At 30.0% G+C, this 24,806-nt stretch carries 21 protein-coding genes; 2 read left to right on the top strand and 19 right to left on the bottom strand.

The features are described from left to right. Positions 1-12 precede the first annotated feature (12 nt). The 13 genes from ACZ5B9_RS03565 to ACZ5B9_RS03505 all read right to left on the bottom strand — a co-directional run bounded on the left by ACZ5B9_RS03565 (position 13) and on the right by ACZ5B9_RS03505 (position 16,985). Positions 13-579 carry a LemA family protein gene (locus ACZ5B9_RS03565; protein ID WP_464423389.1) on the bottom strand — a complete coding sequence of 189 codons (567 nt, stop codon included), beginning with the start codon at positions 577-579 and terminating at the stop codon, positions 13-15. Between the two features lie 16 nt (positions 580-595). After that, positions 596-1,768, bottom strand: coding sequence for a hypothetical protein (locus ACZ5B9_RS03560; protein ID WP_464423388.1), 1,173 nt, complete (start codon positions 1,766-1,768; stop codon positions 596-598). Further along, the gene (locus tag ACZ5B9_RS03555) at positions 1,752-4,343 is read right to left on the bottom strand and encodes a DUF2339 domain-containing protein (RefSeq protein ID WP_464423387.1); all 2,592 of its coding nucleotides are present in this window, start codon (positions 4,341-4,343) and stop codon (positions 1,752-1,754) included. The genes ACZ5B9_RS03560 and ACZ5B9_RS03555 overlap by 17 nt, the downstream gene beginning before the upstream one ends. A gap of 197 nt (positions 4,344-4,540) precedes the next feature. Continuing rightward, positions 4,541-6,238: an AAA family ATPase gene (locus ACZ5B9_RS03550; RefSeq protein ID WP_464423386.1), complete on the bottom strand. Its 1,698-nt coding sequence runs from the start codon at positions 6,236-6,238 to the stop codon at positions 4,541-4,543. 41 nt (positions 6,239-6,279) lie between these two features. Next, positions 6,280-7,131 carry an agmatinase gene (speB, locus tag ACZ5B9_RS03545; RefSeq protein ID WP_464423385.1) on the bottom strand — a complete coding sequence of 284 codons (852 nt, stop codon included), beginning with the start codon at positions 7,129-7,131 and terminating at the stop codon, positions 6,280-6,282. Positions 7,132-7,162: 31 nt separating this feature from the next. After that, complete coding sequence (gene speE / locus ACZ5B9_RS03540) at positions 7,163-8,005, bottom strand: polyamine aminopropyltransferase (protein WP_464423384.1); 843 nt, start codon at positions 8,003-8,005, stop codon at positions 7,163-7,165. 137 nt (positions 8,006-8,142) lie between these two features. After that, positions 8,143-8,673, bottom strand: a complete 531-nt coding sequence (locus ACZ5B9_RS03535; protein WP_464423383.1) for a glycoside hydrolase family 108 protein — start codon at positions 8,671-8,673, stop codon at positions 8,143-8,145. A 72-nt stretch (positions 8,674-8,745) separates the two neighbouring features. Further along, positions 8,746-10,209, bottom strand: coding sequence for an aminotransferase class I/II-fold pyridoxal phosphate-dependent enzyme (locus tag ACZ5B9_RS03530; protein ID WP_464423382.1), 1,464 nt, complete (start codon positions 10,207-10,209; stop codon positions 8,746-8,748). Positions 10,210-10,984: 775 nt separating this feature from the next. After that, positions 10,985-11,881, bottom strand: coding sequence for an adenosylmethionine decarboxylase (gene speD, locus ACZ5B9_RS03525; protein ID WP_464423381.1), 897 nt, complete (start codon positions 11,879-11,881; stop codon positions 10,985-10,987). A gap of 237 nt (positions 11,882-12,118) precedes the next feature. Further along, on the bottom strand, positions 12,119-12,994 hold the full coding sequence (locus ACZ5B9_RS03520; protein ID WP_464423380.1) for a hypothetical protein: 876 nt from the start codon (positions 12,992-12,994) through the stop codon (positions 12,119-12,121). Between the two features lie 12 nt (positions 12,995-13,006). Next, entirely contained in the window at positions 13,007-13,546 is a 540-nt protein-coding gene (locus ACZ5B9_RS03515; RefSeq protein ID WP_036071185.1) for a hypothetical protein, read from the bottom strand. A gap of 288 nt (positions 13,547-13,834) precedes the next feature. Continuing rightward, positions 13,835-14,797 carry an AEC family transporter gene (locus ACZ5B9_RS03510; protein ID WP_464423379.1) on the bottom strand — a complete coding sequence of 321 codons (963 nt, stop codon included), beginning with the start codon at positions 14,795-14,797 and terminating at the stop codon, positions 13,835-13,837. Between the two features lie 82 nt (positions 14,798-14,879). Continuing rightward, a complete protein-coding gene (locus ACZ5B9_RS03505) occupies positions 14,880-16,985 on the bottom strand; it encodes a glutamine synthetase III family protein (protein ID WP_464423378.1) in 2,106 nt (701 codons plus the stop codon). Between the two features lie 291 nt (positions 16,986-17,276). On the opposite strand from ACZ5B9_RS03505, the gene ACZ5B9_RS03500 reads away from it, so the two are divergent. Beyond that, positions 17,277-17,945, top strand: a complete 669-nt coding sequence (locus ACZ5B9_RS03500; RefSeq protein WP_464423377.1) for a hypothetical protein — start codon at positions 17,277-17,279, stop codon at positions 17,943-17,945. Positions 17,946-17,996: 51 nt separating this feature from the next. Here the strand turns inward: ACZ5B9_RS03500 and ACZ5B9_RS03495 are convergent, their stop codons facing one another. Beyond that, positions 17,997-19,046, bottom strand: coding sequence for a 2,3-butanediol dehydrogenase (locus ACZ5B9_RS03495; protein ID WP_464423376.1), 1,050 nt, complete (start codon positions 19,044-19,046; stop codon positions 17,997-17,999). 143 nt (positions 19,047-19,189) lie between these two features. On the opposite strand from ACZ5B9_RS03495, the gene ACZ5B9_RS03490 reads away from it, so the two are divergent. Beyond that, positions 19,190-19,357 carry a hypothetical protein gene (locus tag ACZ5B9_RS03490; protein WP_464423375.1) on the top strand — a complete coding sequence of 56 codons (168 nt, stop codon included), beginning with the start codon at positions 19,190-19,192 and terminating at the stop codon, positions 19,355-19,357. Between the two features lie 154 nt (positions 19,358-19,511). On the opposite strand, the gene ACZ5B9_RS03485 is transcribed toward ACZ5B9_RS03490, so the two are convergent. From ACZ5B9_RS03485 to ACZ5B9_RS03465, 5 genes are all read right to left on the bottom strand, one after another. Next, positions 19,512-20,459 carry an acetyl-CoA carboxylase carboxyltransferase subunit alpha gene (locus tag ACZ5B9_RS03485; protein ID WP_464423374.1) on the bottom strand — a complete coding sequence of 316 codons (948 nt, stop codon included), beginning with the start codon at positions 20,457-20,459 and terminating at the stop codon, positions 19,512-19,514. Positions 20,460-20,492: 33 nt separating this feature from the next. Then, entirely contained in the window at positions 20,493-21,344 is an 852-nt protein-coding gene (gene accD, locus ACZ5B9_RS03480) for an acetyl-CoA carboxylase, carboxyltransferase subunit beta (RefSeq protein WP_464423373.1), read from the bottom strand. A 96-nt stretch (positions 21,345-21,440) separates the two neighbouring features. Beyond that, the gene (locus ACZ5B9_RS03475; protein WP_464423372.1) at positions 21,441-22,400 is read right to left on the bottom strand and encodes an RluA family pseudouridine synthase; all 960 of its coding nucleotides are present in this window, start codon (positions 22,398-22,400) and stop codon (positions 21,441-21,443) included. Between the two features lie 15 nt (positions 22,401-22,415). Further along, a complete protein-coding gene (rodA, locus tag ACZ5B9_RS03470; protein ID WP_314292849.1) occupies positions 22,416-23,519 on the bottom strand; it encodes a rod shape-determining protein RodA in 1,104 nt (367 codons plus the stop codon). Between the two features lie 23 nt (positions 23,520-23,542). Beyond that, entirely contained in the window at positions 23,543-24,760 is a 1,218-nt protein-coding gene (locus ACZ5B9_RS03465; protein ID WP_464423371.1) for a M16 family metallopeptidase, read from the bottom strand. Positions 24,761-24,806 lie beyond the last annotated feature (46 nt).

Raw genomic sequence — 24,806 nt, 5'->3', positions numbered from 1 at the left:
TACTAAAATTTTTTAAAACTTAACTTCTGGCGCTTTTTCTGCTCCTTCCACAGCATTAAAGAACTCAGCTTTTTTAAATCCAAAAATTCCACCAAAAATATTATTCGGAAAAGTTTCCACAAAAGTATTTCTGTCTCTTGCTGTTCCATTGTAATATTTTCTTGAACTTTGAATTTCTGTTTCTATTTGAGTCAATTGAGATTGCAGGCTCAAAAAGTTTTCATTTGCCTTCAAGTCTGGATAATTTTCCTGTAACATCATTATTGATCTTAACGTTTTTGTCATTTCATTTTCAAGTTTTTGAATTTTTTCAATATTATCAATATCCTTTGTATCAATCGACATCATTTGACTTCTCAATTTTACCACATTTTCCAGCGTTTCCTTTTCATGCGTTGCATAACCTTTAACAGTATTAACAAGATTTGGTATCAAATCCAGCCTTTTTTGCAAATATACGCCTATTCCACTCCAACCTTCTTCATTCAGATTTTTTAGTCTAATATATTTATTATAAATTCCCATTCCCATTACAACCAAAACTACCAAAATTCCTATTAAAATAAATACAATACTCATAATTCATTCTCCTCTTCTATTTTTTATTTTTATTTATTTTATTTACCATAAATCCAATTAATATTACCACAACCACCCCTATAAAAACATTATAATAAACCGTGTAATCTCTTGGCTTTGAAACTTTCTTTATATCTGCCTTTTCCAATGTTCCTACAAAAACTTCATCACGTTCTTTTATTGAATCAGCAAATTCCGCAATATCGTACTCAGGCTTATCTAAACTTTCATCTCCAAAGGTTATTTTATAATCTTCCCCTTCTGTCGCCCTAAACACAATTCTGTCTGGAACATAGTTTCCTGTTACTCCATTTATTTTGAGCGGTGAATTATCTCCATTCTGTATTTCAACGATTATTTCAGACAATTTTGGAACATTTTCTAAATTTATTATCAAATTTGACTTTTCCCCAACTTTAGAAATTATCCCTTCTGCATAAAAATTATCTCCGCTTCTCACAGCATAATTTCTCTGAAACTCATCATTTACATCTAGAACAATATTTTTTAACGGCAAAAACTTGCTCTTGATTTTCAAAATTGTATTTTTTCCTTCCTGCTCAACTTTATAATCTAATTTTGTCCCTACAGTTTTAAGTTTTCGAGCCTCACTATTTGACAATTTCAAAATTGCTTCACTAAAAATATTCCCTTTATCTAACGGCGTTACAACTTTATAAAATTCATATCTTTTTTCCGAAAATTCTATTGTCAAGTTTGCCTTATCAGGTGTCTTATAAATTTCTCCCGAAGTTATCTGTTCCCAATCTGTACCGTTATTACTTCCAAGCAAAATATATTCGCTGTAAAAATTTTTGGAAGAAATCAGCACAAGCCTGTTTCCAATTATATCCTTTAACAAACTATCAGAATTAAATTTTACAATAAATTCCATTTTATCCTTTTTCGTCAATACTTCATCTATTTTTTCCCTTGCCACAATTTTTTCACTGTGCTTTTCCTGCTCTTTTCCAGTTTCAATAACATAAGGAACTTCTTTCCCATTCTTATCGATTATCCGTATATCTCCAAGATTATTTTTACTGTTCTCATAAATATCCTCTGTCAAAAAAAATTGCTTGTATGTAGACTTTCCTGTTATTTTTATAGTTTTAAAATACTGGCTGGAAAAAAGTTGAACAATTGTCAATAAAAATAAAAACAATATTATCTTAGTTATTTTCTTCATTTTTCTCACCTTTCCCAAAATCCGTGTCACTCAAACTCTCTTTAACTTCCTGCTCCAACTTTTTCAAAGCCGTCTGATAAATATAGGAAGTTCCAATCAAAATAGCCCCCATACTAAAGTAAGCAATCAACTTATAGGAATTATCAAATCGTAAGAAATCCCATAAAAAACTTTTTGCCACAAAAAATATTCCTATTCCAAGCCCAATTCTTCTAACATTCCTATTTGGCACTTTAAACCCTTTCCAGACTAAGTATCCACATAATAGCAGTCCAACTATATCCAAAGCCAATCCAGCTCCTAAAAATAGCATATTTGACTGTTCGTATATTCGTAAAATAATATTTGCTACACAAAGGAAATATATTGATTCTCCCAGTATCCACAATGGTTTTTTCTCATTTTTTTTGAAAAAGCATAAATGAATATCATTTTTAGCAACCATAAATAAATATATATTTATTACAATTGGCAAAAAGAACGGAAATATATAACTTATTGATACTCTTTCTTTTAATATATCCGAACTCCAACCAAAAAAATACAGGATAAGATTAATCATATTTATGAATAACAAATAAATTATTTCAATTATTATCAAGAATTTCAAACTAAAACTGTCTTGTAATTTTTTCGCTTTATACGTTACTGTTCTTAAAACAAAAAGCGAAACTAATAAACTCAAAAATATATCTTCACCATAATTTATTACTTTAAATGAAGTAACAGCATTAATAACAACTTTATTTATAAAAAATACTGAATATGTAAAAATCAGATATTTGAATATTCCATTTAAAATCCTAACTTCTGTCTTGTAACTTTTTTGTTTTATCAGGAAATAAAGCACAAATGAAAAAGATATTATCATCAAATCCTGAATATACACAAGCAAATATTTTTCTTCCCGCACAATCAAATTACTTACCAGCGAAACTAGATAAATTGCAATCGTTCCGTATCGCATTTCTTTATTTTTATATTTTCTATAAAAGAAATATAATAGTGCAGTTTCAGCACCCCACGCAACCACAACAAATTTTTCTGGCACAATTAACGGGATAATCAGGATAAAACTTCCTAATGCAACGATATAAAAGATTTTTGCAACTTTGTTGTCCTTGAGCCTGTCGCCAAAAAATCCGTAAATTATTCCGACTGTTGCAACTAATACCGCTTTTAGCCAACTTGGCGTTGTCTTGTCAAACAGGCTGTAAATCAATGAAAATTTTATAATTAGATTTAAACTTAGAAATATATAGTCGATTATGTTACTTTGGCGATTTTCTTTTTTGTGAGAATTTAGGAAAATAAAACTGTATGCTGTTGTGAAAATTACGATGTAGAAAAACGCCGTAATCTTGTCGTGAATACTATGATTCAAATAATAAACTAGCCCCGTCATATTTACTACACCTGTAACAAATCCAAAAATCTTGCTGTATAGCCAGTCCTTTTTCCAAGAAACTCCAAGCACAATTCCCTGCAAAATCAAAGAATATGCCAAAACATAATAAATCTGGACATTGCTCTTATTCACCCAAATATAAGCTCCGTAAGGCAAATATCCACCAATCAGCGACAATACTCCAATTATCTGGCTATCATATCGCAATGAAAGAATCACAACTAGCCCTGTCAGTATTACCGATATAAAAAGTCCTGCTGTCATTGGATAAAGTTTGAGATATAACGTAGAAAGAAGCGTAGTCAAATAAAGAATCCCAATTCCACCGCCAATCAGCCCAACTGCAAAATGCTTTTTATTTTTCTGATAAAATTTTTCTCCAGCAAAAAGAAAAAACATCCCAAGCAAATACGACGCCGAACTTTTTACATAATTATTTGAAAGAATTTTTACAAACTGTGTCCGAAATACCAAAAAAACTCCCAAAAAGATTGATATTATCCCTAAAAAGTTAAATCCTTTAAGTCCAATAAGTTTTTCAAATACAAATCTTTTTTTCTCTTTTTCAAAAAGAAATTCCCCTTCCTTTAAAGCCGCTTCTTCCTTTATCTTATTATGAAACACCGAAGATTCTTCTTGAAGAAATACCTTATTTTCAAAAGTTTTCCTGTTACTTTTCTCTAAAAAATCACCAATTTTTCCATTAATTTTTTTGAGTTCATCTCTTAATGAATCAGCTTCATCTGAAAATTCGTGAGAAAGATTTCTTTCCAGCATTTTTACTTTTCTCTTCATCTCCTCTGCATAATTAGAAAGCCTTCTAGTCACTCCACTTTCCAATTCCACATTCATCTTCTCCGCCAAAATATTCTGAAACTTATCAATCTCACCATTTTTCCTAACCTTTTTCGCTTCCTTCAATTCCTCAATAAGCACTGCATTACTATTTTTAAGCCTTCCAATTTCCTCTTCCCTATCTTTCATCTTTTCATGAAATGCCTTTAAATCTTTTGATAGCCTTTCATTCTCTTCCAAGAGTTCCTTTTCCCTGCTTATTCCAGCCTCATTTTTTATATTTGCAATTATTGATTCTATCTCCGAATTTAATTTCCCAATCTCCTTATACTTATTCTCAAGATTTTCCAATTCCTTTATTTTGTCAATCATTGTAAAACCTCCTCAAAACTCACAATTTTTTATAAATGTATTTTTAATCTGTAAAATAATTTATAACTTTATACTATTCCCCATTTAAATAGTGAATATTTAATAAAACAAATATTCTAAAGCAAGGGGTCAAGACCCCTTGTGGAAATAAAAAAACTTAGGTTAGCGAACACATCTAATATAAATTGGATTTAGTATTAACTATAATTTCTATCAAATTTAACTGCTACTTCTTTTCCAAAAAATGCTATCCCAATTTTCAATACATTCTCAACTCCAGAATTTTTTAATACAGAAGCATATTCTTTCTTTTCAATCTGCTGTAGTGCAATATCACACTCATTCTCTAATTTTTCAAAAATTTTATCTTCACTCAAATTTTCCATTGCATTTACAACCTTCAATTCCAAAATAATCCCTTCTTTTCTTTTTTCCATATTTTTAGGCTTCAAAAGCAAATCATATCTGCCTTTCCCGGCAAAATTATTTGAAGTTATTTCATACTCATTTTTCAAAGTCAAAATTATTCCAAGCATTAAGCCATGATAAAATTGCTCTTTATAAACTCCGCTTACATCCAATATTCCCACGTTTTCCAATAAAATTTTTCTTAATTCCTTCTTAAAAATTTCGATATCTCCATTTTTCAAGGAATATACCATATTATAAAAGCTGTTATAATTCTCAAAATATACTTCTATAAACATTTTTGAAAACATTTTTAATATTTCTTCATTCGGAATTTTCAAATAAACTTGTTCCTCATCATCTTGAACTTCTTCTGCCAATGTCAAATAACCGCTGTGAAAAAACAAATTCCATATATTTTCTTCATAATTTGCTTCCAAGTTTGCAAAAGTCATATTCTCATCTATTCTTCTTAAAATGGATTTTTTATTCAAAAGTTTTGAAAAATCATCAAAAATCTCATTTTTGAGTTTTTTTAAATATAATTTTATCAATTCATTTCCACTCGTATTTACCCAGTACGACTTTAATTTTTCATCATTCAGAAAATTAATAATCGACCACGGATTGTAAACTTTTATATCTCCAAACAAATATCCATTGTACCATCGTTGGACATCTTTAAGTTCAAATTCTAAATCAAAATCCTTTAAAGCCTGCTCAACTTCACTTTCCGTAATCCCAAAATATTCTGTAAATCTATTGTCCAGAATTGTATGAACTCTTAAATTATTCAATCCAGAAAATATATTTTCCTTTGCAACTCTCAAAATCCCAGTCATAATTCCCATTTCCAGATAATTATTATCCTTTAGGACAACTCCATAAAATGTTTTAAAAAAGCTAATTGCTTCTTGATAATAGCCTTTCACGTATGAATCAATTATCGGCTGATCATACTCGTCTATTAGCACTACCACTTTTTGTCCATAATATTCATATAGATATTTTGTTAAATCCAGCAAGGATAATTTCCATGTTGCTTCTGTTGCTCTGTTAAATAAAATTGAATCGTATTTTTCTTTTTTTCTCGCACTTAAATTTTCCTTTACAAATTCAAATTCATCATATAAATCCGAAATTGTATTTTTTATCATCTCAAACCCATTTCCCCAGCTACTTTCATCATAATTCCTAAATGAAATCGAAATAACTGGAGCGGTTCCCTGCTTTTCAAAATACTCATTTTCAGAAATTTTTAAATTCTCAAACAGCTTTTTATTTCCATTTTTATTTTCAATATCAAAAAAATATTTTATCATCGACATATTAAGTGTTTTTCCAAATCTTCTTGGACGTGTAAACAGCCTAACTTCGCCAGGTTCTCCTATAATGCTTTTTATCAATTCTGTTTTATCAAAATAATAGTAATTTCCGTCTATTATTTTTTTAAAATCTGATATTCCTATTGGCAGTTTTTTCTTCATTTAACATTCCTCCCTTTTTACCTGGTCAATACCAAACTAGACTATTTATAAATAAACAGCAGAATTTCCCTAAGCAGTTTGCAAGCTAGTGCCGTAGATTGCCCAGACTGATCATATACAGGCGATAATTCGTTCATGTCAAGCCCAACAATATTTAACTGCGAAATTTTTTCTATTGCCTTATGTAGTTCCACAAAAGTAACTCCTCCAGCTTCAGGCGTTCCAGTTCCAGGAAATTCCGATGGATCAAGTACATCTAGATCCAATGTAAAATACACAGGTTTTCCTTTTAATTTTTCTACAACTTCATCAAGTCCATCAAAATTAAATTTTGTTGTATGGAGATGTTCCTTTGCAAATTTCCATTCATCTCTTTCCCCACTTCTTATTCCAAACTGAAAAATTCTGTCATCTCCAACAATGTCCCAACATCTTCTAATTACAGAAGCATGTGAATAATACTGCCCTAAATACTCATCTCTCAAGTCTGTATGTGCATCAAACTGGATAATATGCAAATCTGGATATTTTTCAGCAACTGCTCTCACAGCTCCCAATGTAACAGAATGCTCTCCACCAATCATAAACGGAATTTTACCATCCTTCAAAATTTCTGCCGTTTCATCCTGAATATCCTGCAACGTACTTTCCGAATTTCCAAACGAAAGTTCCAAATCTCCTCCATCAAAAACCTTAATATCCTCCAAATCCTTATCTTGATAAGGGCTATAAGTTTCTATCCCAAAACTCTCATTTCTCATAACCGCCGAAGCAAATCTAGTCCCTGGTCTAAACGAAGTTGTACTATCAAATGGTGCTCCAAAAATAGCGATTTTGCTCTCATTATATTCATTGTCACACCCTATAAATGTATGTATATTTTTATTTTTCATATAAACTCTCCTTCTCATTTTTTATTCTAAATTATTTTATTAAATCTTTCACATAATTTGGCAATGCAAAAGCCCCTTTATGCAATTCTGTATTATAATATCTTGTTTCTATCCCAAACTTATTCCATTCATCAGTCTTCAAGTCCTTTACAGGATTGTATTTTTTTGAAGCAAAACCAAATAGCCAATGTCCTGATGGATATGTCGGTATATGCAGCTGATAAACTGTCGCAAATGGGAAAACCGCCCTTAATTGTTTGTTTGCTCTTGCTGTCGCTTTGGCATCTGCCTCATAATATGGGCTTTCGTGCTGATTCACAAGAATTCCATCCTCTTTTAGTGCATTAAAGCAATTTCCATAAAATTCTCTTGTAAATAAATCTTCTCCAGGCCCAAACGGATCTGTCGAATCCACAATTACAATATCATATTCATCAGTTTTTGAACGTACGAATTTTAGTCCATCCTCATAATAAATATGTACCCTTTCATTATCCAATTTATTTGCCGTCTTAGGCAAGTATTCTCGACAAATATCGACAACCATCTTGTCAATTTCCACCATATCAATTCTCTCAATATGTTCATACTTTACAAGTTCACGAACAGTACCTCCATCTCCAGCACCGATTACCAATATTTTCTTAGCCTTAGGATTTACAGCCATGGGAATGTGAGTTATCATCTCATGGTAAATAAACTCATCCTTTTCTGTCAGCATCATAAATCCATCCAATGTCAAAAATCGCCCAAATTCTGGCGACTCAAAAATATCAATTCTCTGAAAATCACTTTTTGCACTAACTAACTGCTTATCAATCTTTATAGAAAAACGAACATTTTTCGTATGTTCTTCTGTGTACCATAATTCCATCTGCTACACTCCTTTCAATTTGTATTACCTTTTTTTAATATCTAACCTTTTATTTCCAATATTTTGTACTTTAAAATTTTTTTATAAATTCCTCAACTTTTCCATTGTTTATAATTTTATTCTATTTCTTACACTCATTAAACATTTCTCAAATAATTTTCCTTAACCTTAACTCTGTTCAGCCATCCAGCTAGAAAATCATTCTGAGTTACATTATTTTTAGCAAGAGACTTGTAATATTCACGCTGTAAATTATGATAAGCCATCAAAAATTTAGCTGGATTAACTTCGTTTAAATATTTTAATGTCATAGGCCCAACCGCTCCATCTACACTAATTACATTTTTACCATAAACCTTGTTCACAGCCTCCTGAGCCTTTTTAATTCCATATCTCCCAGCATTTACTGAAAAATCAAATATGCTTAGTGCCACTTTATCATTTTTCACTTGATCCAATTTTCTAGCCTTATAATATTTTTCCTCATAAATTTTTTGTGCCATTGCTTTTGTTAAATCTTTCATACTACCTTTGTATCCACATTCTCTAGCTCGCTCCTTAGTAATGCCATATTTTGTTTCCCCGCCTTTATCATTCTTATCATTAGAGTAGCTTCCTTCAACTAGCAAAATATAATTAAAAAATTTCAAAAATCTGCTGTCAACCATTTTTAATTCCTTCTTTCATTTATTTTAATTGGAATTTCGCAGATACGGTCTGCGTTTTTACATCAAAAATTTTCACTCTAAAACAACATTTATCTTTTCAACATGCATATCCTCAGTTCCTGTTAATAGACATCCTTTTTCCTTTGCATATTCGATATAATTTATGATTTCCTCAGTAATTCGTTCTCCTGGTGCTAATATCGGTATCCCTGGCGGATAAGCCATAACAAATTCCCCGCTTATTTTACCAGCACTATCTTTTATAGGAAGCATTTCTTTTTCTGAATAAAAGGCTTTTTGTGGCGGAAGCACAACATCAGGATTTATATATTCATGATCAAACATTCCTGTAGAGTCTTTTGAGTAAAGCCGTTTAATTTCTGCAAGCGAAGATATTAGCCGTTCTATTTCCAAACCTCTGTCTCCCGCCGAAATTATCGCCAAAATATTTCCCAAATCTCCAAATTCAATCTGAATTTCATAATCATCCCGCAAAATATCATAAACTTCAATTCCAGCAAGCCCAATATCTTTTGTATACACAGATAATTTTGTCGTATCAAAGTCATAAACCGAATCTCCATCAATCAGTTCTTTCCCGTACGCATAATACCCACCTAGTTTATTAATTTCATTTCTGGCATATTCTGCAAATTTAACTGTTTTTTCAAAAAGTTCCCTTCCGTTTATCGCCAAATTTTTTCTTGCCACATCAAGTGAAGTCATAAGTAAATACGATGCACTCGTAGTTTGAGTCAAGTTTATAACTTGCCGAACATAATCAGCGTTTATTCTCTCACCACTTAACAAAATCGAACTTTGTGTTAAAGAACCACCTGTCTTATGCATACTAATTGCCGCCATATCTGCTCCAGCTTCCATAGCTGAAATTGGTAAATTTTCATCAAAGTAAAAATGTGCTCCGTGTGCCTCGTCAACTAACACAAACATATCATTTTCATGTGCCAGCTTTACAATAGATTTCAAATCTGAACAAATTCCGTAATAAGTGGGATTATTCACTAATATTGCTTTTGCATCAGGATTTTCCTGAATTGCCTTTTTCACATCATTAATCGACATCCCAAGAGATATTCCCAATTTCTTGTTAAGTCCGGGATTAATATAAACTGGAATTGCTCCAGAAATTACCATTGCATTAATGGCACTTCTATGCACATTTCTTGGAATAATAATTTTATCTCCAGCCTTGCAAGTTGCCATAATCATAGCCTGTACAGCCCCAGTCGTCCCGCTTACCATAAAATAAGCCTCTTCTGCCCCAAAAGCTTCTGCCGCTATATCCTGAGCCTCTTTAATAACTGAAGTTGGATGGCATAAATTATCAAGCGGCTTCATCGAATTAACATCCATCTGCATCGCATCCAGCCCAATAAAATCTCGAAATTCCTTATTTCCACGCCCTCCTTTATGCCCCGGCACATCAAATCTCACAACTCTGTTAGAAAGATGATTTTTTAAAGCATCAAAAAGAACAGTCTTATTTTGTCTATCTTTATCAATATTTTTCCCCATTTCTTCAACTCCTTTCATATTTTTTAATTTATTTATAATTTTAAATCCCAAAATTTTTTATTAAACATTTAGACAAGTACATTTACATTTTGATTAGTAACTATTTTTTTGTAATTTATATGTTTTTTCTTTTTCTTAAAAGCAAAGGGGAACAATCGCCATTCCCTTTTATTTCGCAATATTAGTTATTTCAATTTCTTCAAATTATAATATCTGAAGATTTTGGCGAAAGTGCTACGCACTAATCCCCGCTCGTCTAAGCATTTTTTGAAAACAAAAATTAAACTCGCTTCGCTCACTTTCGCAAATAAAAATTGATAAAACTTTACAAAATAAATTTACTATAAAGATTATTGCGAAAAAAACACATAAATGTGTTTAGTAATTTTTATTTCCAAAAAATCACGACATTTCTGATTCAATTATAACAATTATTTTACTTATTATTTTCATGAATATAATTAAAAAATTTTTTATAAATTTCCAAGATTTTAATTTTTCAGTAAAAGACAACTTGTTTGAGCTTTTCTGTTATATTTGAATTAAATAACAACCTTATGAAATTAAAATAACTTTTATTAAAAGCGAGTTTTGTCTTTTGCTGTAAAATTGAAATTCGAGAAGCGGGAGTGCAGAGGTATGGCGTTTGATACCTCTACTTTAAAAAAATTAATATAAATAAAAATAAGTGAAAAACTATTATTAATCAAAATACTTTAGAAACCAAAATATAAAAAATATTTTTTTTGATATTTAATTTAAGTATAAAATGTTCTTAATAAATATTCATTCCACTATAAATTTCAATCATTTCCTTCCTAAGTCTATCTGTAATTTCCAGCCTTTTTTTAGGTGCGATTTCATAAACATCTTGATTGAATAGATAATTTTGTAATCTGATTTCCTTTATTAGCATTTTTGTATGGAAAATGTTAGACTGATATACATTTACGTCAATTGCATCGTATATTTTTAATTTTTCAGGCTCAATATAATCTTGAATAGAAGTTATATTATGATCTGTAAAAAATTTCTTTCCTGAAATATCTCTTGTAAATCCACGTATTCTGTAGTCAATTGTAATTATATCAGAATCAAAGCTGTCTATCAGATAGTTTAACGTATTTAGTGGGGAAATTTCCCCACAAGTTGCAATATCAATATCCACTCTAAAAGTGGAAATTGAATTATCTGGATGGTATTCTGGGAAAGTATGCACCGTTATATGGCTTTTATCCAAATGAGCGTGAACTGTATCAGTGTCTTGACTTGTATTTCCCTTTTTCATGCTCTGGCTATCTATCCCAATTTCCTCAAAGAATGGTTTCCCTTGATTACAAGATTTATCAATGTTCTCAGGACTTATTCTTTCTTCTGCAATTAAAACATTTACAGAAGCTCCTTGTGGCTCATAATCCTGCTTTGATATATTCAAAACTTGTGCTCCTATCATTTCTGCAACACGAATAAGTATTTTTGTAAGCCTTTCTGAATTATATTGCTCGTCAATATACGCAATATAGTCCTTCTGCTCCCTCTCTGTTTCCGCATAGCAAATATCATAAATATTAAAACTTAATGTCTTTGTTAAATTATTGAATCCATATAACTTAATTTTATTATTTTCCAACTCATTCATCACTTCCTCTCCTTTTCCATCAATTTCTTTCATATTTTTAAAACTCTTTTAAATACAGATAAATTTATGATTTAGATTTGATTTTAAAATCTTATTTTGATAGTCTTAAAAATTATTTATTTTTCTTTATATTTTTAATTATTTTTTTGACTTATTTTTTCGCCAAATTATAACATTTATAGACAATTTTTACAATTAAAATTACAAAATGAATTTTAAAAAAAAATCACAGCTAAATTAATAACTGTGTTTAATAAATAAAATATCTTTTTATAAAACCATCCTATACTTAACTATCCTATTTCCACACCCCATAACATAAATTTCATCTTCAATTACACAAATTTTTACAATTCCTTCCTTCAATACTTTTTCCTGTTTTAAAATATGAAATTTACTATCTGTAATTACCAATTCTCCACTTTCCAAACCAATAAAATATTTCCCTTCAAATTCTTCAATGTACGTTATTTTTCTGTCAGAAATTTTTATTGAATTATAAAGCTCTTGATCCAAAATGTTCCATATTTCTATTTCACCATCTTCTGTTCCTGCAAAATATTGAAGTCCAACTATTTTTGAGTAAGTGTGATTATTTTCCGTTTTTACTTCAAATATTTTTTTTAATTTATTTTCAAAAATATTTATTGTATTTATATGTTTATGGTCTTCCCTAAATTTGATTATAACGTTTTCTCCACTTGTGAAAATTTTGTAATTTCCATTTTTTCTAGTTCTTGTCAACTTTGTAGAAATAAGTTCCTCTGTGTCAACATCATAGGAAAATAGACAATTTTTTTCAATATAGACAATCCTGCCGCTTGTTATGAAATTCATTACTTTTATGTTATCATTTGTATCAAATACAAGTTCAACTATTTTCTTTTTATTTCCATCACATTTATAAACTTTACCATTAGGAGTCGAAACAAAAAACATACTTGAAACAAATAACTGGTTTTTTTCTTTTATATATTTTATAATTTCGCAGTTTTTTACTTTTCCGCCGCTTTCCTTTTCAAATTTATTTTTATTAAAATATATCAGCTTTTCTCCAGTTGTTATAATTCTTTTGTTAACCGGCTCTACGCCAAAGTCGTTTATTTTTGTTCTATATACAATATCTTCTTCTAAAATTAATTCCATTTTTCCCCTTAATTAATACACAATATCTTCAGTAGGATTATATCCGCTATCCTTCAATGTTTTTCGCATTTTCTCGCTTGTTTTGGAGAAAATTTCATTATTATAATATGTTTTCCAGTCCCCGTCAATCTTATTTGTGTCTAAAATATATTTAAATAGCATAAAAGTATCTTTTTTAGTTGCATCATAAGCATAGAGTCTGAAAGTATAATATCTTGGTTTTTTCTTTTCATCTTTTTTTGGAATATTTGTAGGAATCAGTTTTGCAATATCATTTTCAAAATCAATTAATATTTTAAAAATATTTTCATATGTCAATTCTCTTCTTTCACGTATATTGTAAACTAATCCAACTTCCAAATTATCTAGCCCAACATAATAAGTCATAAAATCACGTTCTACATCGCAATAAATATTTCCTGTCAGACGTGAACGACCTATAAGTTCAATTTCCTTAGTTACATATATATTCGGATCTTTTATCCAATTACAAGTTTTTGAAAATGAAATACCCGACACCAATAAAATAATTAATATGATTAATTTTTTCACGTTTCCTCCCAATGTTTACAATTTCATTCAATATAAATATTTTATAAAAATATCCTTATAATTAAATTTTAAAAAACATAGTTTTGGATTTTAAAATTTTTTGAAATCTATTTTATTATTATTTTTATAAGTTTTATTTTATCTTTTATTTCTATTAATACATCTACTAATAAAAGTTTACCATATTTTTTTATTAATTTCAAGACATATATTAAAACCTCTTTAAAAGCAAGCTCAAAAATCAAGTTTTTACGTAAAAAAGAAAATCAAATTAATGATTTTCCAAAATTATATATGTATAATATTTAAAATACTCATCAAAACAGGTACTACTAATATAAATAAAATTGTACTTGTTGTAACTACATTGGTAGAATATCCAATATCCCCATTAGTTTCATTAGCCAAAATTGGCAATGCTGCAAACACTGGTGCTGCTGACTGTATCACAAACGTCTTTATTTCCAGTTCATTCAACTGCACAAAATGTCCAGCAATTTTTAATAATACTATCATGACAATTGACGAAAATACAAATCTTCCAAGTAAAGCCAAATTTGTATCCAAATCAAACCGAATACTGTGAAGCCCTGCATCTGCGAGCACTATTCCTATATACAGCAACGCAAGAGGAGTTACAACACTTCCAAGATATTTGGTAGTTTCTACAATTGGAGTTATCACTCTTATGCCTGACAAAAGTACAGCAAAGGCTATCACAAAAGCAATAAGTGGAGGAGATAATAATTTTTTTAAATTAAATCCACCTTTTCCATCTTTACTGCCGTCAATCGAATCTCCTGCTAAAAGCATGTATCCCAATGTCCAGATTGACACAGTATTTGTAATGTAATACATCAAATAATATTTTGAAGCGGCTTCTCCAAAAAGTGCCATATTTAACGGAAGCCCAATAAATATAGTATTTGCATTTACCACAGCATTATAAAAGATACCACGTCGTCCATCTCTCATTTTTACCATCTTTATCACAAAAAAAGCAGCTAAATATCCAATAATAACTGAAGCAAATGTAAAAACTAAACGATTTGACACTTCTTTCAAGGCATCCATATTCAAATATTTCAAAACTGAATAAAATATTGAACAAGGCAAAGCTACATTTGTAATAAGTTTTGAAACATTTTCACTAAACGTATGATGAAACCAGTGCCTTTTTTTCAAAATATATCCAATCGCAATCATAACAATAATTGGGAAAATACTCCCTAGTGATTTCAAAAAAATCATTTTTTAATATTCCTTTCTTTACTACATAATTTTTAAAACAAACAAAGCAAGGACTTTTAAAGCCCCTGCACTTTTATCAATACTATAACTTAAATAATAAATCCGTGTAAGTTGGGAAACTCCAATATTCTTGATCAATAACTTTTTCCAAATTATCACAAGGAATTCGTAATGCCTCAAGTCCTGTTACCAATTTTTCTTTTGCCAAATCTGTCTGTTTTCCTAAATCTTTTTCATTTCTTACTCGATTAATTTCTTTTTCAAGTGATTTTACTTCTTTTCTCAAGCTTGTAATATTTGCTAATACATCTTTTAAGATTTCTTCCTGCTCCTTTATGAACGCTTTCCCGTATTTTGAATTTTTTTCAATATGATCAGCTAATAAATTTGCATATTTTAATCCTGATGGCAAGATATTTTTGTTTGCAATGTCAATCAATGTTCTTGACTCTATGCTTAACTGAGTTACATATCTGTCTGCATAAGCATTGTATCTTGCAATAGATTCCTGTTCAGAAAGCATTCCAACTTCCTGAGTTAGTTCAAGCACATCTTTATCTATCATTTTTCTAAGTGCAGTATTTGAAGCCACTTCGTTTGTAAGTCCACGTTTTTTAGCTTCTTTTGCCCATTCTTCGCTGTATCCATTTCCATTAAAAATTATTCTATGATGTTTTTTATATGCATTAGCAATAATCTCATTTGCCACTTTCGGGAATGATTTTTCAGTTGCTTTTTCAAGTTTATCTGCATATTCAGACAGCACTTTTCCTACCATTGCATTTATTACAGCCGCAGAAGTTGCAGGTGTCGAACTTGATCCCGGCATTCTAAATTCAAATTTATTTCCAGTAAATGCAAACGGAGAAGTTCTATTTCTATCTCCAGCATCCATACTAAATGTAGGTAGTACATCAACTGACAAGTTTACTTTTGATGATTCTGACACAGGTGCATCTTTTTTATATGCAATATTGCTTAAAACTGTTGTCAATTCATCACCTAAGAAAACTGAAATAATTGCAGGTGGTGCTTCATGTCCACCAAGTCTGTGATCATTTGTAGCAGTTGCAGTCGCATATCTTAACATCGGGTAATATCTGTCAACAGCTTCAATTACCGCAGCCACAAAAATTAAAAATTGAGTATTTGATTTCATATCTTTTCCAGGACTGAAAAGATTTTTACCATCATCTGTTCCTAGTGACCAGTTATTATGTTTACCTGAACCATTTACCCCTGCAAACGGTTTTTCGTGAAGCAATGCTACTAAATCGTGTCTTAACGCTGTTTTTTCAATAGTTTCCATTATTATCTGATTTTGATCCGATGCCAAGTTCGCTACTGAAAATAATGGTGCTACTTCAAACTGATTTGGAGCCACTTCATTATGTCTTGTTTTTGATGGAATACCCAATTTCCATAATTCAACGTCAACATCACTCATAAAGTTTATTACTTTTTCTTTAATTTTTCCATAATAATGATCGCTTAATTCCTGTCCTTTAGGTGCAGAAGCTCCAAATAACGTTCTTCCTGTAAGCAACAAATCATCTCTTGCTTCAAACATATCTTTTTTAACAAGAAAATATTCCTGCTCTACTCCCAAAGTATTAAATACATGATTAGAAGTTTTATTTCCAAAAGCACGCAAGACTCTCAATGCTTGTCCACTTATATATTTCATTGATCTCAATAAAGGTACTTTTTTGTCCAACGCTTCACCAGTAAATGAAATAAAGGCTGTCGGAATATACAATGTAACTCCATTTTTATTTTCTCTTATAAATGGATATGAACTCGTATCCCAGATTGTATAACCTCTTGCTTCAAATGTGCTACGAAGTCCTCCATTCGGAAATGAAGATGCATCAGATTCACCTTTTATCAAATTTTTTCCAGAAAATTTATAAATAAGTTCCTCATTTTCAGTAGGTTCCAAAAATGAATCATGCTTTTCCGCTGTCAAGTCATTTAATGGCTGAAACCAGTGACAATAGTGAGTAGCACCTCTTTTAGTCGCCCAGTCCTTAATAGCGTTTGCAATAACTTCAGCAGTTTCTTTCGACAATTCAGTTTCCCCCAGTTGCGACGCCTTAAACTCTTTAAAAACAGCCTTGGAAACTCTTTTTTTCAAATTACTGTCCCTAAAGACATTTTCTCCAAAGCTTTTCATAGCGTTTTCCATAAATTTTAACCTCTTTTCCGTATCAATTTATTATGAAGCAGTATTTTTAGACTCTTCATTTTTTCAAATATATTTTATTATACAATGTGGGAAAATATAAGTCAAACAAAAAATTTTTTCATTTATTATTTCTTTATACATAAATAAATTTCTATTTTTTGACTTATTTAATTATTTTGGTTAGGATATGTATAAAAATCTAAAATATTTTATTTTATAAAAAATAGTAAAAACTTAAAATATATGTTAAAATATTAGCATAAACAAAATTATAAAAGGAGTTGATTACCTATGAAAAGACTACTAACTTTTCTACTACTAACACTTTCAATCCAGCTATTCTCAGCCAATTACAAAGTTGTTCTAAAGAAAGGCGTTACTTTATCACAGCAGGAAATTACAAAAAATAACAGTGAAATTGAGATTGCGGCTAAAAGGGATTATGATTCAATTAAACGAGCAGTATCAATTGGGATGAAATCTATGATTTCCAGAATGATGGATGAACAAATTCAATTACCCGCAATAAGTCAAAAAAATTCTCTTAAATTTCAGAAAAAAATGAACGAATTATATAATGATATGTTTGATTATATAATGGATAAAAACAAAATTGACGTTGAAAAAATAAGATATGTTACAAATGATATTGTTGAAGTAACATTAAATATAAAAACGCCAGATGTAACAACAAATTTACAAAAATATTCAGAATTAATGAATAACAACTTTCTAAACGAAAAAGAAATGAAAAATCTAAATAATTTCTCAGAAGACGAAATCTTTGATAAAATAATAACAAAAATGTTTAGTTCAATGAAACAAGCCTTCCAAAAAACCGATAAGTATGCTTCTATGAAAACAACAATTTACTTGGAAAAGGATAATGGAAAATGGGGAATTGCTGAACTTGATGAAAAACTAAAAAACTTTAGAGAAATATATAAATCTGTAAATTAATAAAAAATATAAAAGGGCTATCTAGTTTCAGGTAGCCCTATGTTTTATTAATTATTTAGGTGATACTAAAATTTTAACTTGACTTTTTTCTTTTACAAGTGCGTCAAATCCTTCATTCACAATATCTTCTAGTTTAATTCTTTTTGTTACTAATAAATCTTTTGAGAAGTATCCTTGCTTCATTAATTCTAATGTTTTAGGGAATACATCACGGTATGCGATAACTCCTTTTATTGTTCTTTCTTGAATTACCACTTCGTTAGGCTGAATCGGTGCTTCTGTTTCCCAGATACTTACAACCATCAATTCTCCATCTTTTTCAGCGACTTCTAAAGATTGCTGTAATACAGCGGGAACTCCTGTAACTTCATAAGAAACGTTTACTCCACCATTTGTTTTTTCTTTTATAAATTCAACTGCATTCACTTTTGTAGGATCTACGATTATTGCTCCTAATTTTTTAGCTATTTCCTGTCTTTCAGGCGAAACTTCCACAGCATAAATTTCTGTTGCTCCAGATGCTCTCAATGCGTCAATTATAAGAAGTCCGATTGGTCCACACCCAAAAACTGCTGCTGTATCTCCTGTATTAAATCTGCTTTGTCTAACTGCATAAACTGCTACTGCTGCAGGTTCTGTCAATGCTCCCTGTTCATAATCAATTTCATCTGGTAATTTATGAGCCTGATCCTCATTTACAACTACAAATTCAGAGAATCCCCCTCCTCCACCAGCAAGTCCGATAAAGTTCAAGTTAGGATCCAAATTATATTTCCCAATTAATCCATTTTTTGCTAAAATTGGCTCAACTGTAACTCTGTCTCCTACTTTAAATTTTGTAATTCCACTTCCTATTTCCACAACTTCTCCACAAAATTCGTGTCCCATTGTGATTGGGGCTTTTTCATTTGTATATGGATGTGGAGCATTTGCTGGAATAAATATTGGTCCTCCTAAATATTCATGTAAATCACTACCACATATTCCTGAATATTTTACTGCTATTTTAATTTGATTTTCTCTTGTAATTTCTGGAACTTCAACTTCTTCCACTCTTACATCTTTTCTATTGTGCCATCTTGCAGCTTTCATTGTTGCCATTTTAATTTCCTCCTAATTTTTCTTGTTTTATTTCTTACCTTAATAGTATACCCTACTTTTTCTTAAAATCAATATCCTCTTCTTATTTTTCATTTTTTAAATAAAATATAGTATAAATTAATTTGTCGGAGTATTTTTATGCGATGACAAAACTGTTTGAGCATCGTGAGTTTTTTGTCAGTGCAGAAAATTGTCGCAGACTAGCCATAGGTTATTGCGTAGCAATCTTGCCAAATATTTTGATTATCTTGATAAATCTTTACTGCAAGATAAGGATTGACAGCAATGATCAATTCTACAAAAATAAATAAAGAAAAGGTATAATAAAAATAGCAAAAAATGTTTATTAAATAAAATAATCTAATATTAAATCCTATTAGAAAATAGTATATAATTCTAAATTGATCAAATAAAAAAAAGGATTATCAATCACTTATGATAACCCAAAATAATTATTTTAAATTTTTATTCTTCAAAAAATTCCCCAATTTTTCTATATTTATCATATCTTCTTTTTAGCAATTCCCTTAATGAAAATTTGTCTATCCGCTTAAATTCCTTCACAACCATTTCTTTTAAATTTTGTGCTGTTTCTTCAAAGTTTCTGTGTGCTCCGCCTAAAGGCTCTTTTATGATTTCATCTATTACTCCAAGACTTTTTAGGCTGATAGCATCCATTCTTAGACTTTTTGCAGCTTCTGCAGCCTTTGTTGAATCATTAAAAAGAATTGAGGCGCATCCCTCTGGAGAAATAACAGAATATACACTATTTTCAAACATTAAAATTGAGTCTGCTACACCAATTCCTAATGCTCCTCCACTTCCACCTTCTCCAATAACAACAGATACAATTGGTACACGGAATCCAAACATTTCCGCTAAATTTTTAGCAATAGCCTCTCCTTGCCCTTTTTCTTCAGCTTCTATTCCAGGATATGCTCCAGCTGTATCAATTAATGTCAGAATTGGCAATTTAAAACGTTCTGCCATTCTCATTAATCTAAGAGCCTTTCTATACCCTTCAGGACTCGCCATACCAAAATTTCTAAAAATATTTGATTCAATGTCTCTTCCTTTTTGCTGACCTATTATCATTATTTTATAACCATCAATTGTTGCAAGCCCTCCTACAATGGCATTATCATCCTTTGAAAGCCTATCACCGTGAAGTTCTACAAAATCCTGCGTCAATTCCTTTATATAATCCAAAGTATATGGTCTCTGAGGATTTCTTGAAATTTGAATTCTATTCCAGGCATCCATTTCATTTTCCTCAAAATCTCTATATTTATCTTCGAGGTTTTTTTCAAGTTCTGTTATTTGAGCAGAAAAATCAATGTTTCTTTCAGCTGAAAATCTTTTTAATTCGGCTATATTATCTTCCAATTCTTTAATTTCATCTTTTATACTCATATTTTTATCCTTTCGTTTGAAAAATTTTAAAACTTACACTAATTTTTCCAATACTCTATAAATCGTTGTTTTTAAGTCTTTTCTTTCTGAAATTATGTCAATCATTCCGTGTTCCAACAAAAATTCTGCTCTTTGGAATCCCTTTGGCAACTTCTGATTTACAGTCTGCTCAATAACTCGAGGTCCTGCAAAGGCAATCAAAGTATTTGGTTCTGTTATAATTACATCTCCAAGCATTGCAAAAGAGGCAGTTACTCCTCCAGTAGTTGGATCAACTGGAACCGAAATAAAAGGTATTCCTGCTTCATTTAATTTTTTTACTGCTCCAGAAGTTTTTGCCATCTGCATAAGTGACAAAATTCCTTCCTGCATTCTAGCTCCACCAGAACTTGAAACAATTACAACTGGTATTTTATTTTTAAGCCCTCTTTCCAAAGCCCTTGTAATTCGCTCACCAACAACAGAACCCATACTTCCACCCATAAAATTAAATTCCATTGCTGCAATACTTACTTCTATTCCGTTTATTGTTCCAGTTCCACTAATTACTCCATCCAACATTCGGCTTTTTTCACGTGCAACTTCAAGTTTTTCTTCATATTCAGGAAAATTTAATATATTTTTTGAATTAAGCGTTATATCCTTTTCCATAAATGTTCCTTCATCAATTAAAAGTTCAATTCTTTCAAATGCCGTTAATCTAAAATAATTTCCACATTTTGGACATACATTCAAATTATTTTTTAAATCTTCGTTATAAATAATCTCGTTACATTGATTACATTTTTTCCACTGATTATCATCTACAATATCAACTGTCAATTTTGATTTAGATGTTAGTGTTACATATTTATTTTTTGATTTTCTACTTGAAAATAATCCCATTTTCTTCACCTCGTGTTTAAAATTAAATAACAGATGTTACAATACTTTATATAATACCTCATGTTTATTAGAAACAACTTTGTTTGTATATATTTTTTAAAAAAATGCTTTATCAAAAATTGAAAACTTGTAATTATCAAAAGAAAGAAAGTAACAACAAAGAAAAAATCTGTCACTTCCATCTTTTATACCATATTTTTTATCTCCAATAATTGGAAAACCTTGATCTGCGATTTGAACCCGTATCTGATGTTTTCGCCCTGTTACCAGCTCAATATCTAGAAGAGTTGCATTTTTACTATTTTTCCCCAATAAATTTAATATTTGTTTTGAATTTTTTAATTTATCAAAATTAATTTGTTTAAAATGTGTAATACTTTGTTTTGATTCCTTTGAAACAGGATTTTTTGAAACTGCTACCTTATTTTCTGTTGTTGTCAAATAATTTTCAATTGTAAAATTTTTCAAATTAAAATCTTGATTTTCTTTATTTATATTATGAACAACTGCAAAATATTTTTTATGAACTTCATTTTCTCTAATTTTCTCAGAAATATACCTCAAAAACTTCAAATTTTTACAACCTATGACAAGTCCTGATGTTTCAAAATCCAATCTATTTGCAAAATTAATGTTTTCATTTTTATAAATTTCTTTAAAAACTTCAGCAAGTCCATATTTATGACCTGTTCCTTTGTGCATTGGCACTTTTTCCTTTTTATTTACGATGAAAAAATCTTCATTTTCAAAAATAATCATTTTTTTATATTTTTCAATCTCATTTTTTTGTATTTCTAATTTTTTTACTTTATTTTTAGTTTTTTGTGACTTTTCATAATTATTTTGAAATAAATTTTTTACAGTAATTTTATCTTCTAATAAAAGCCTGTAATTTTCTTTTGATTTTTTTCCATTTACTTTAACATCTCCAGCTCTTATTGCTCCGAAAATCCTACTAAGTGATTCATCTTTAAAATGTTTTCTCAAATATCTGTCTAGCCGCATTCCTTCCAGCTCAGAATCTACAATAACTTGCTTAACTTCTTTCTTTTCCAAAAATTCTCTCCTGTTTTAATCACTATGAAGTTTTATACTTTCAATTATTCCTATCATTATAAACGATGCCAAAAAGGAACTTCCACCATAACTCATAAACAATAGAGGTTTCCCTGTAACAGGTACAAGTCCGATTGTCATCCCAACATTTACAATTACATGCATGAATATTACTCCTGCAAGCCCATAGAGTATAAGTTTCCCAAAGTCATCTTGAATAATTCGAGCTATTCGCATTATTTCGTAAATTAGTCCAAAATAAAGCAATAATACCAGTGAAGACCCTACAAATCCCAATTCTTCAGATAATACTGAAAAAATAAAATCTGTCTGTGCTTCTGGTAAAAATTCTAATCTACTTTGACTTCCTTGTAAAACCCCCTTTCCTAATACTCCTCCTGCTCCAACTGAAATTTTTGACTGTATTACATGCCATCCGCTTCCTTTTCTATCAGTTTCAGGATGTAAAAATGTTTCTACCCGTGTTCTCTGATAATCACTCAGTACAAACCTGTAAACTGGATAAACTGACAACATAACTACTATTGTTATTATCCAAATCGGTTTCATATTTGCACCATACAAAAAAATCATAAATACAAATGCACAAACTATTATTAATGTTGTTCCCAAATCAGGCTGTATCAAAATTAATAAAATAAGTGGTAATGAGGGTAAAATTGCTCCCACAATCTCTGTTAGATTATTAATTCCATTTTTATATTTTGTTGCAATCCAGTAAGCTATAATAATAATAATTGATACTTTTACAAATTCAGAGGGCTGTAATTGAAATGGTCCTATTGAAATCCAACGCTGTGCTCCTAAAGTTTTTTTCCCAGCAAATCGTACAATTAATAATAAAGTCGCACCAATTCCATAAATATGCCAAATATATCTTTTTACAATTTTATAATCAATAGATGCTAAAATAAATAATAATACTGAACCTATCCCAATCCACAAAATATTTTTTATAACCATTCCGTTTTGTCTTGTTGCACTATACACAAATACTGTACTGATTGTTACAAGAGCGTATACTATTAATAAAATCATTTTATCCATCCGAAAAATACTATTTTTCATTCGATCAATTAATTTTTGACTTTGAAACATTTTTTTCTCCTATTTTCTTATTTTTATTTAATATTCCCCAAAACTGTAATATTTTCCGTCAAATATTTAGTTTTTGCAAAATTATTTACATCCTCAAGTTTTACTGCATTGACTTCATTTTTCATCTTTTCAGAATCTAGAATTTCATTTTTCCTAATATAATAATTTCCCAAAATTCCCATTCTCGAACGTGGATTTTCCATTGCAAATGCAATCCTGCTCATATATTTATTTTTTGCCTTCTGAAGTTCATCCTCTGTTACTCCATTTTCACGTAACTTTTTAAACTCTGAAAGTGTTATTTCTATTGCCTTTTCATAATTTTCCAGATTCGTTCCAATGTATGTCGATGTCAAGCCTCCTGATAAATAATATTGATTATATGTATATACAGAATAGGCAAGTCCGTTTTTCTCACGAATTTCCTGAAAAAGTCTGGAACTCATTGAACCGCCAATAATATTTGCTAAAATATCCGTGTATATTTTATTTTTACTGTTGTAGTCTTCACTTTGATGAGAAATACAGATATTAACCTGGTTTATATCCTTTGTGACTATTTTCTTTCCAGTATTAAATGAAAAATCTATTTTATCACGTCTATCAGTCTTTTTATCGCCTAGTTTTGAAAAATACTGATCAATCTTCTGGATAATCTCATTTTTATCAAAATTTCCAGAAACAACAATTAAAATATTATCTTTTGTGTATCTTTCCTTATAATATTTTCTGATTTCATCTGCAGTAAAGCCTTTTACACTAGCTTCTGTACCAATAATAGGCTTTCCATATTGCCCATTTATACTGTCAGCATAATTCATTTCAAATACCAGATCATCTGGCGAATCCTTATACATCTTAATTTCTTCTACAATTACATCTTTTTCTTTTTCCAGTTCCTTTTCATTAATCGTAGAATTTGTAACAATGTCAAACAAAATATCCACAGATTTTCCCAGAAACTGTGTTAAGGCATTTATATAAAAAACTGTTTCTTCTTTAGTCGTATGTGCATTCACATTTGCCCCAAGATAGTCAATTTCTTCAGAAATTTCAAAATAATTTCTAGTAGGAGTCCCTTTAAATATCATATGTTCCAGTACATGAGAGATTCCTTCTTCTGTATCACTCTCATCTCGTGAACCTGTTTTCACAAATACACCAACCGAGCAGGTAGAAATACTTTCAAGCCTATCAAAAATAACTTCTATTCCACTATTTGTCTTTATTTTCTCTATCATACCATTCCCTTCTTTTTTATCTTATTCTAATTAATATTAATTTTTT

Source organism: Leptotrichia sp. SK-5 (assembly GCF_055387215.1).
The sequence above is the reverse complement of the archived record's forward strand: the minus strand, read 5'-3'. Positions and strand labels throughout refer to the sequence as shown.

What these genes read in the sequence shown, in the direction of transcription:
- ACZ5B9_RS03500 (WP_464423377.1), top strand. Translation starts at nt 17,277, where the DNA reads ATGAAAAGACTACTAACTTTTCTACTACTAACACTTTCAATCCAGCTA.
- ACZ5B9_RS03530 (WP_464423382.1), bottom strand. Translation starts at nt 10,209, where the DNA reads ATGGGGAAAAATATTGATAAAGATAGACAAAATAAGACTGTTCTTTTT.
- ACZ5B9_RS03560 (WP_464423388.1), bottom strand. Translation starts at nt 1,768, where the DNA reads ATGAAGAAAATAACTAAGATAATATTGTTTTTATTTTTATTGACAATT.
- speD (WP_464423381.1), bottom strand. Translation starts at nt 11,881, where the DNA reads ATGAAAGAAATTGATGGAAAAGGAGAGGAAGTGATGAATGAGTTGGAA.
- ACZ5B9_RS03490 (WP_464423375.1), top strand. Translation starts at nt 19,190, where the DNA reads ATGACAAAACTGTTTGAGCATCGTGAGTTTTTTGTCAGTGCAGAAAAT.
- rodA (WP_314292849.1), bottom strand. Translation starts at nt 23,519, where the DNA reads ATGTTTCAAAGTCAAAAATTAATTGATCGAATGAAAAATAGTATTTTT.
- ACZ5B9_RS03550 (WP_464423386.1), bottom strand. Translation starts at nt 6,238, where the DNA reads ATGAAGAAAAAACTGCCAATAGGAATATCAGATTTTAAAAAAATAATA.
- speB (WP_464423385.1), bottom strand. Translation starts at nt 7,131, where the DNA reads ATGAAAAATAAAAATATACATACATTTATAGGGTGTGACAATGAATAT.
- ACZ5B9_RS03565 (WP_464423389.1), bottom strand. Translation starts at nt 579, where the DNA reads ATGAGTATTGTATTTATTTTAATAGGAATTTTGGTAGTTTTGGTTGTA.
- speE (WP_464423384.1), bottom strand. Translation starts at nt 8,005, where the DNA reads ATGGAATTATGGTACACAGAAGAACATACGAAAAATGTTCGTTTTTCT.
- ACZ5B9_RS03495 (WP_464423376.1), bottom strand. Translation starts at nt 19,046, where the DNA reads ATGGCAACAATGAAAGCTGCAAGATGGCACAATAGAAAAGATGTAAGA.
- ACZ5B9_RS03510 (WP_464423379.1), bottom strand. Translation starts at nt 14,797, where the DNA reads ATGATTTTTTTGAAATCACTAGGGAGTATTTTCCCAATTATTGTTATG.
- ACZ5B9_RS03485 (WP_464423374.1), bottom strand. Translation starts at nt 20,459, where the DNA reads ATGAGTATAAAAGATGAAATTAAAGAATTGGAAGATAATATAGCCGAA.
- ACZ5B9_RS03465 (WP_464423371.1), bottom strand. Translation starts at nt 24,760, where the DNA reads ATGATAGAGAAAATAAAGACAAATAGTGGAATAGAAGTTATTTTTGAT.
- ACZ5B9_RS03520 (WP_464423380.1), bottom strand. Translation starts at nt 12,994, where the DNA reads ATGGAATTAATTTTAGAAGAAGATATTGTATATAGAACAAAAATAAAC.
- ACZ5B9_RS03555 (WP_464423387.1), bottom strand. Translation starts at nt 4,343, where the DNA reads ATGATTGACAAAATAAAGGAATTGGAAAATCTTGAGAATAAGTATAAG.
- ACZ5B9_RS03505 (WP_464423378.1), bottom strand. Translation starts at nt 16,985, where the DNA reads ATGGAAAACGCTATGAAAAGCTTTGGAGAAAATGTCTTTAGGGACAGT.
- accD (WP_464423373.1), bottom strand. Translation starts at nt 21,344, where the DNA reads ATGGGATTATTTTCAAGTAGAAAATCAAAAAATAAATATGTAACACTA.
- ACZ5B9_RS03535 (WP_464423383.1), bottom strand. Translation starts at nt 8,673, where the DNA reads ATGGTTGACAGCAGATTTTTGAAATTTTTTAATTATATTTTGCTAGTT.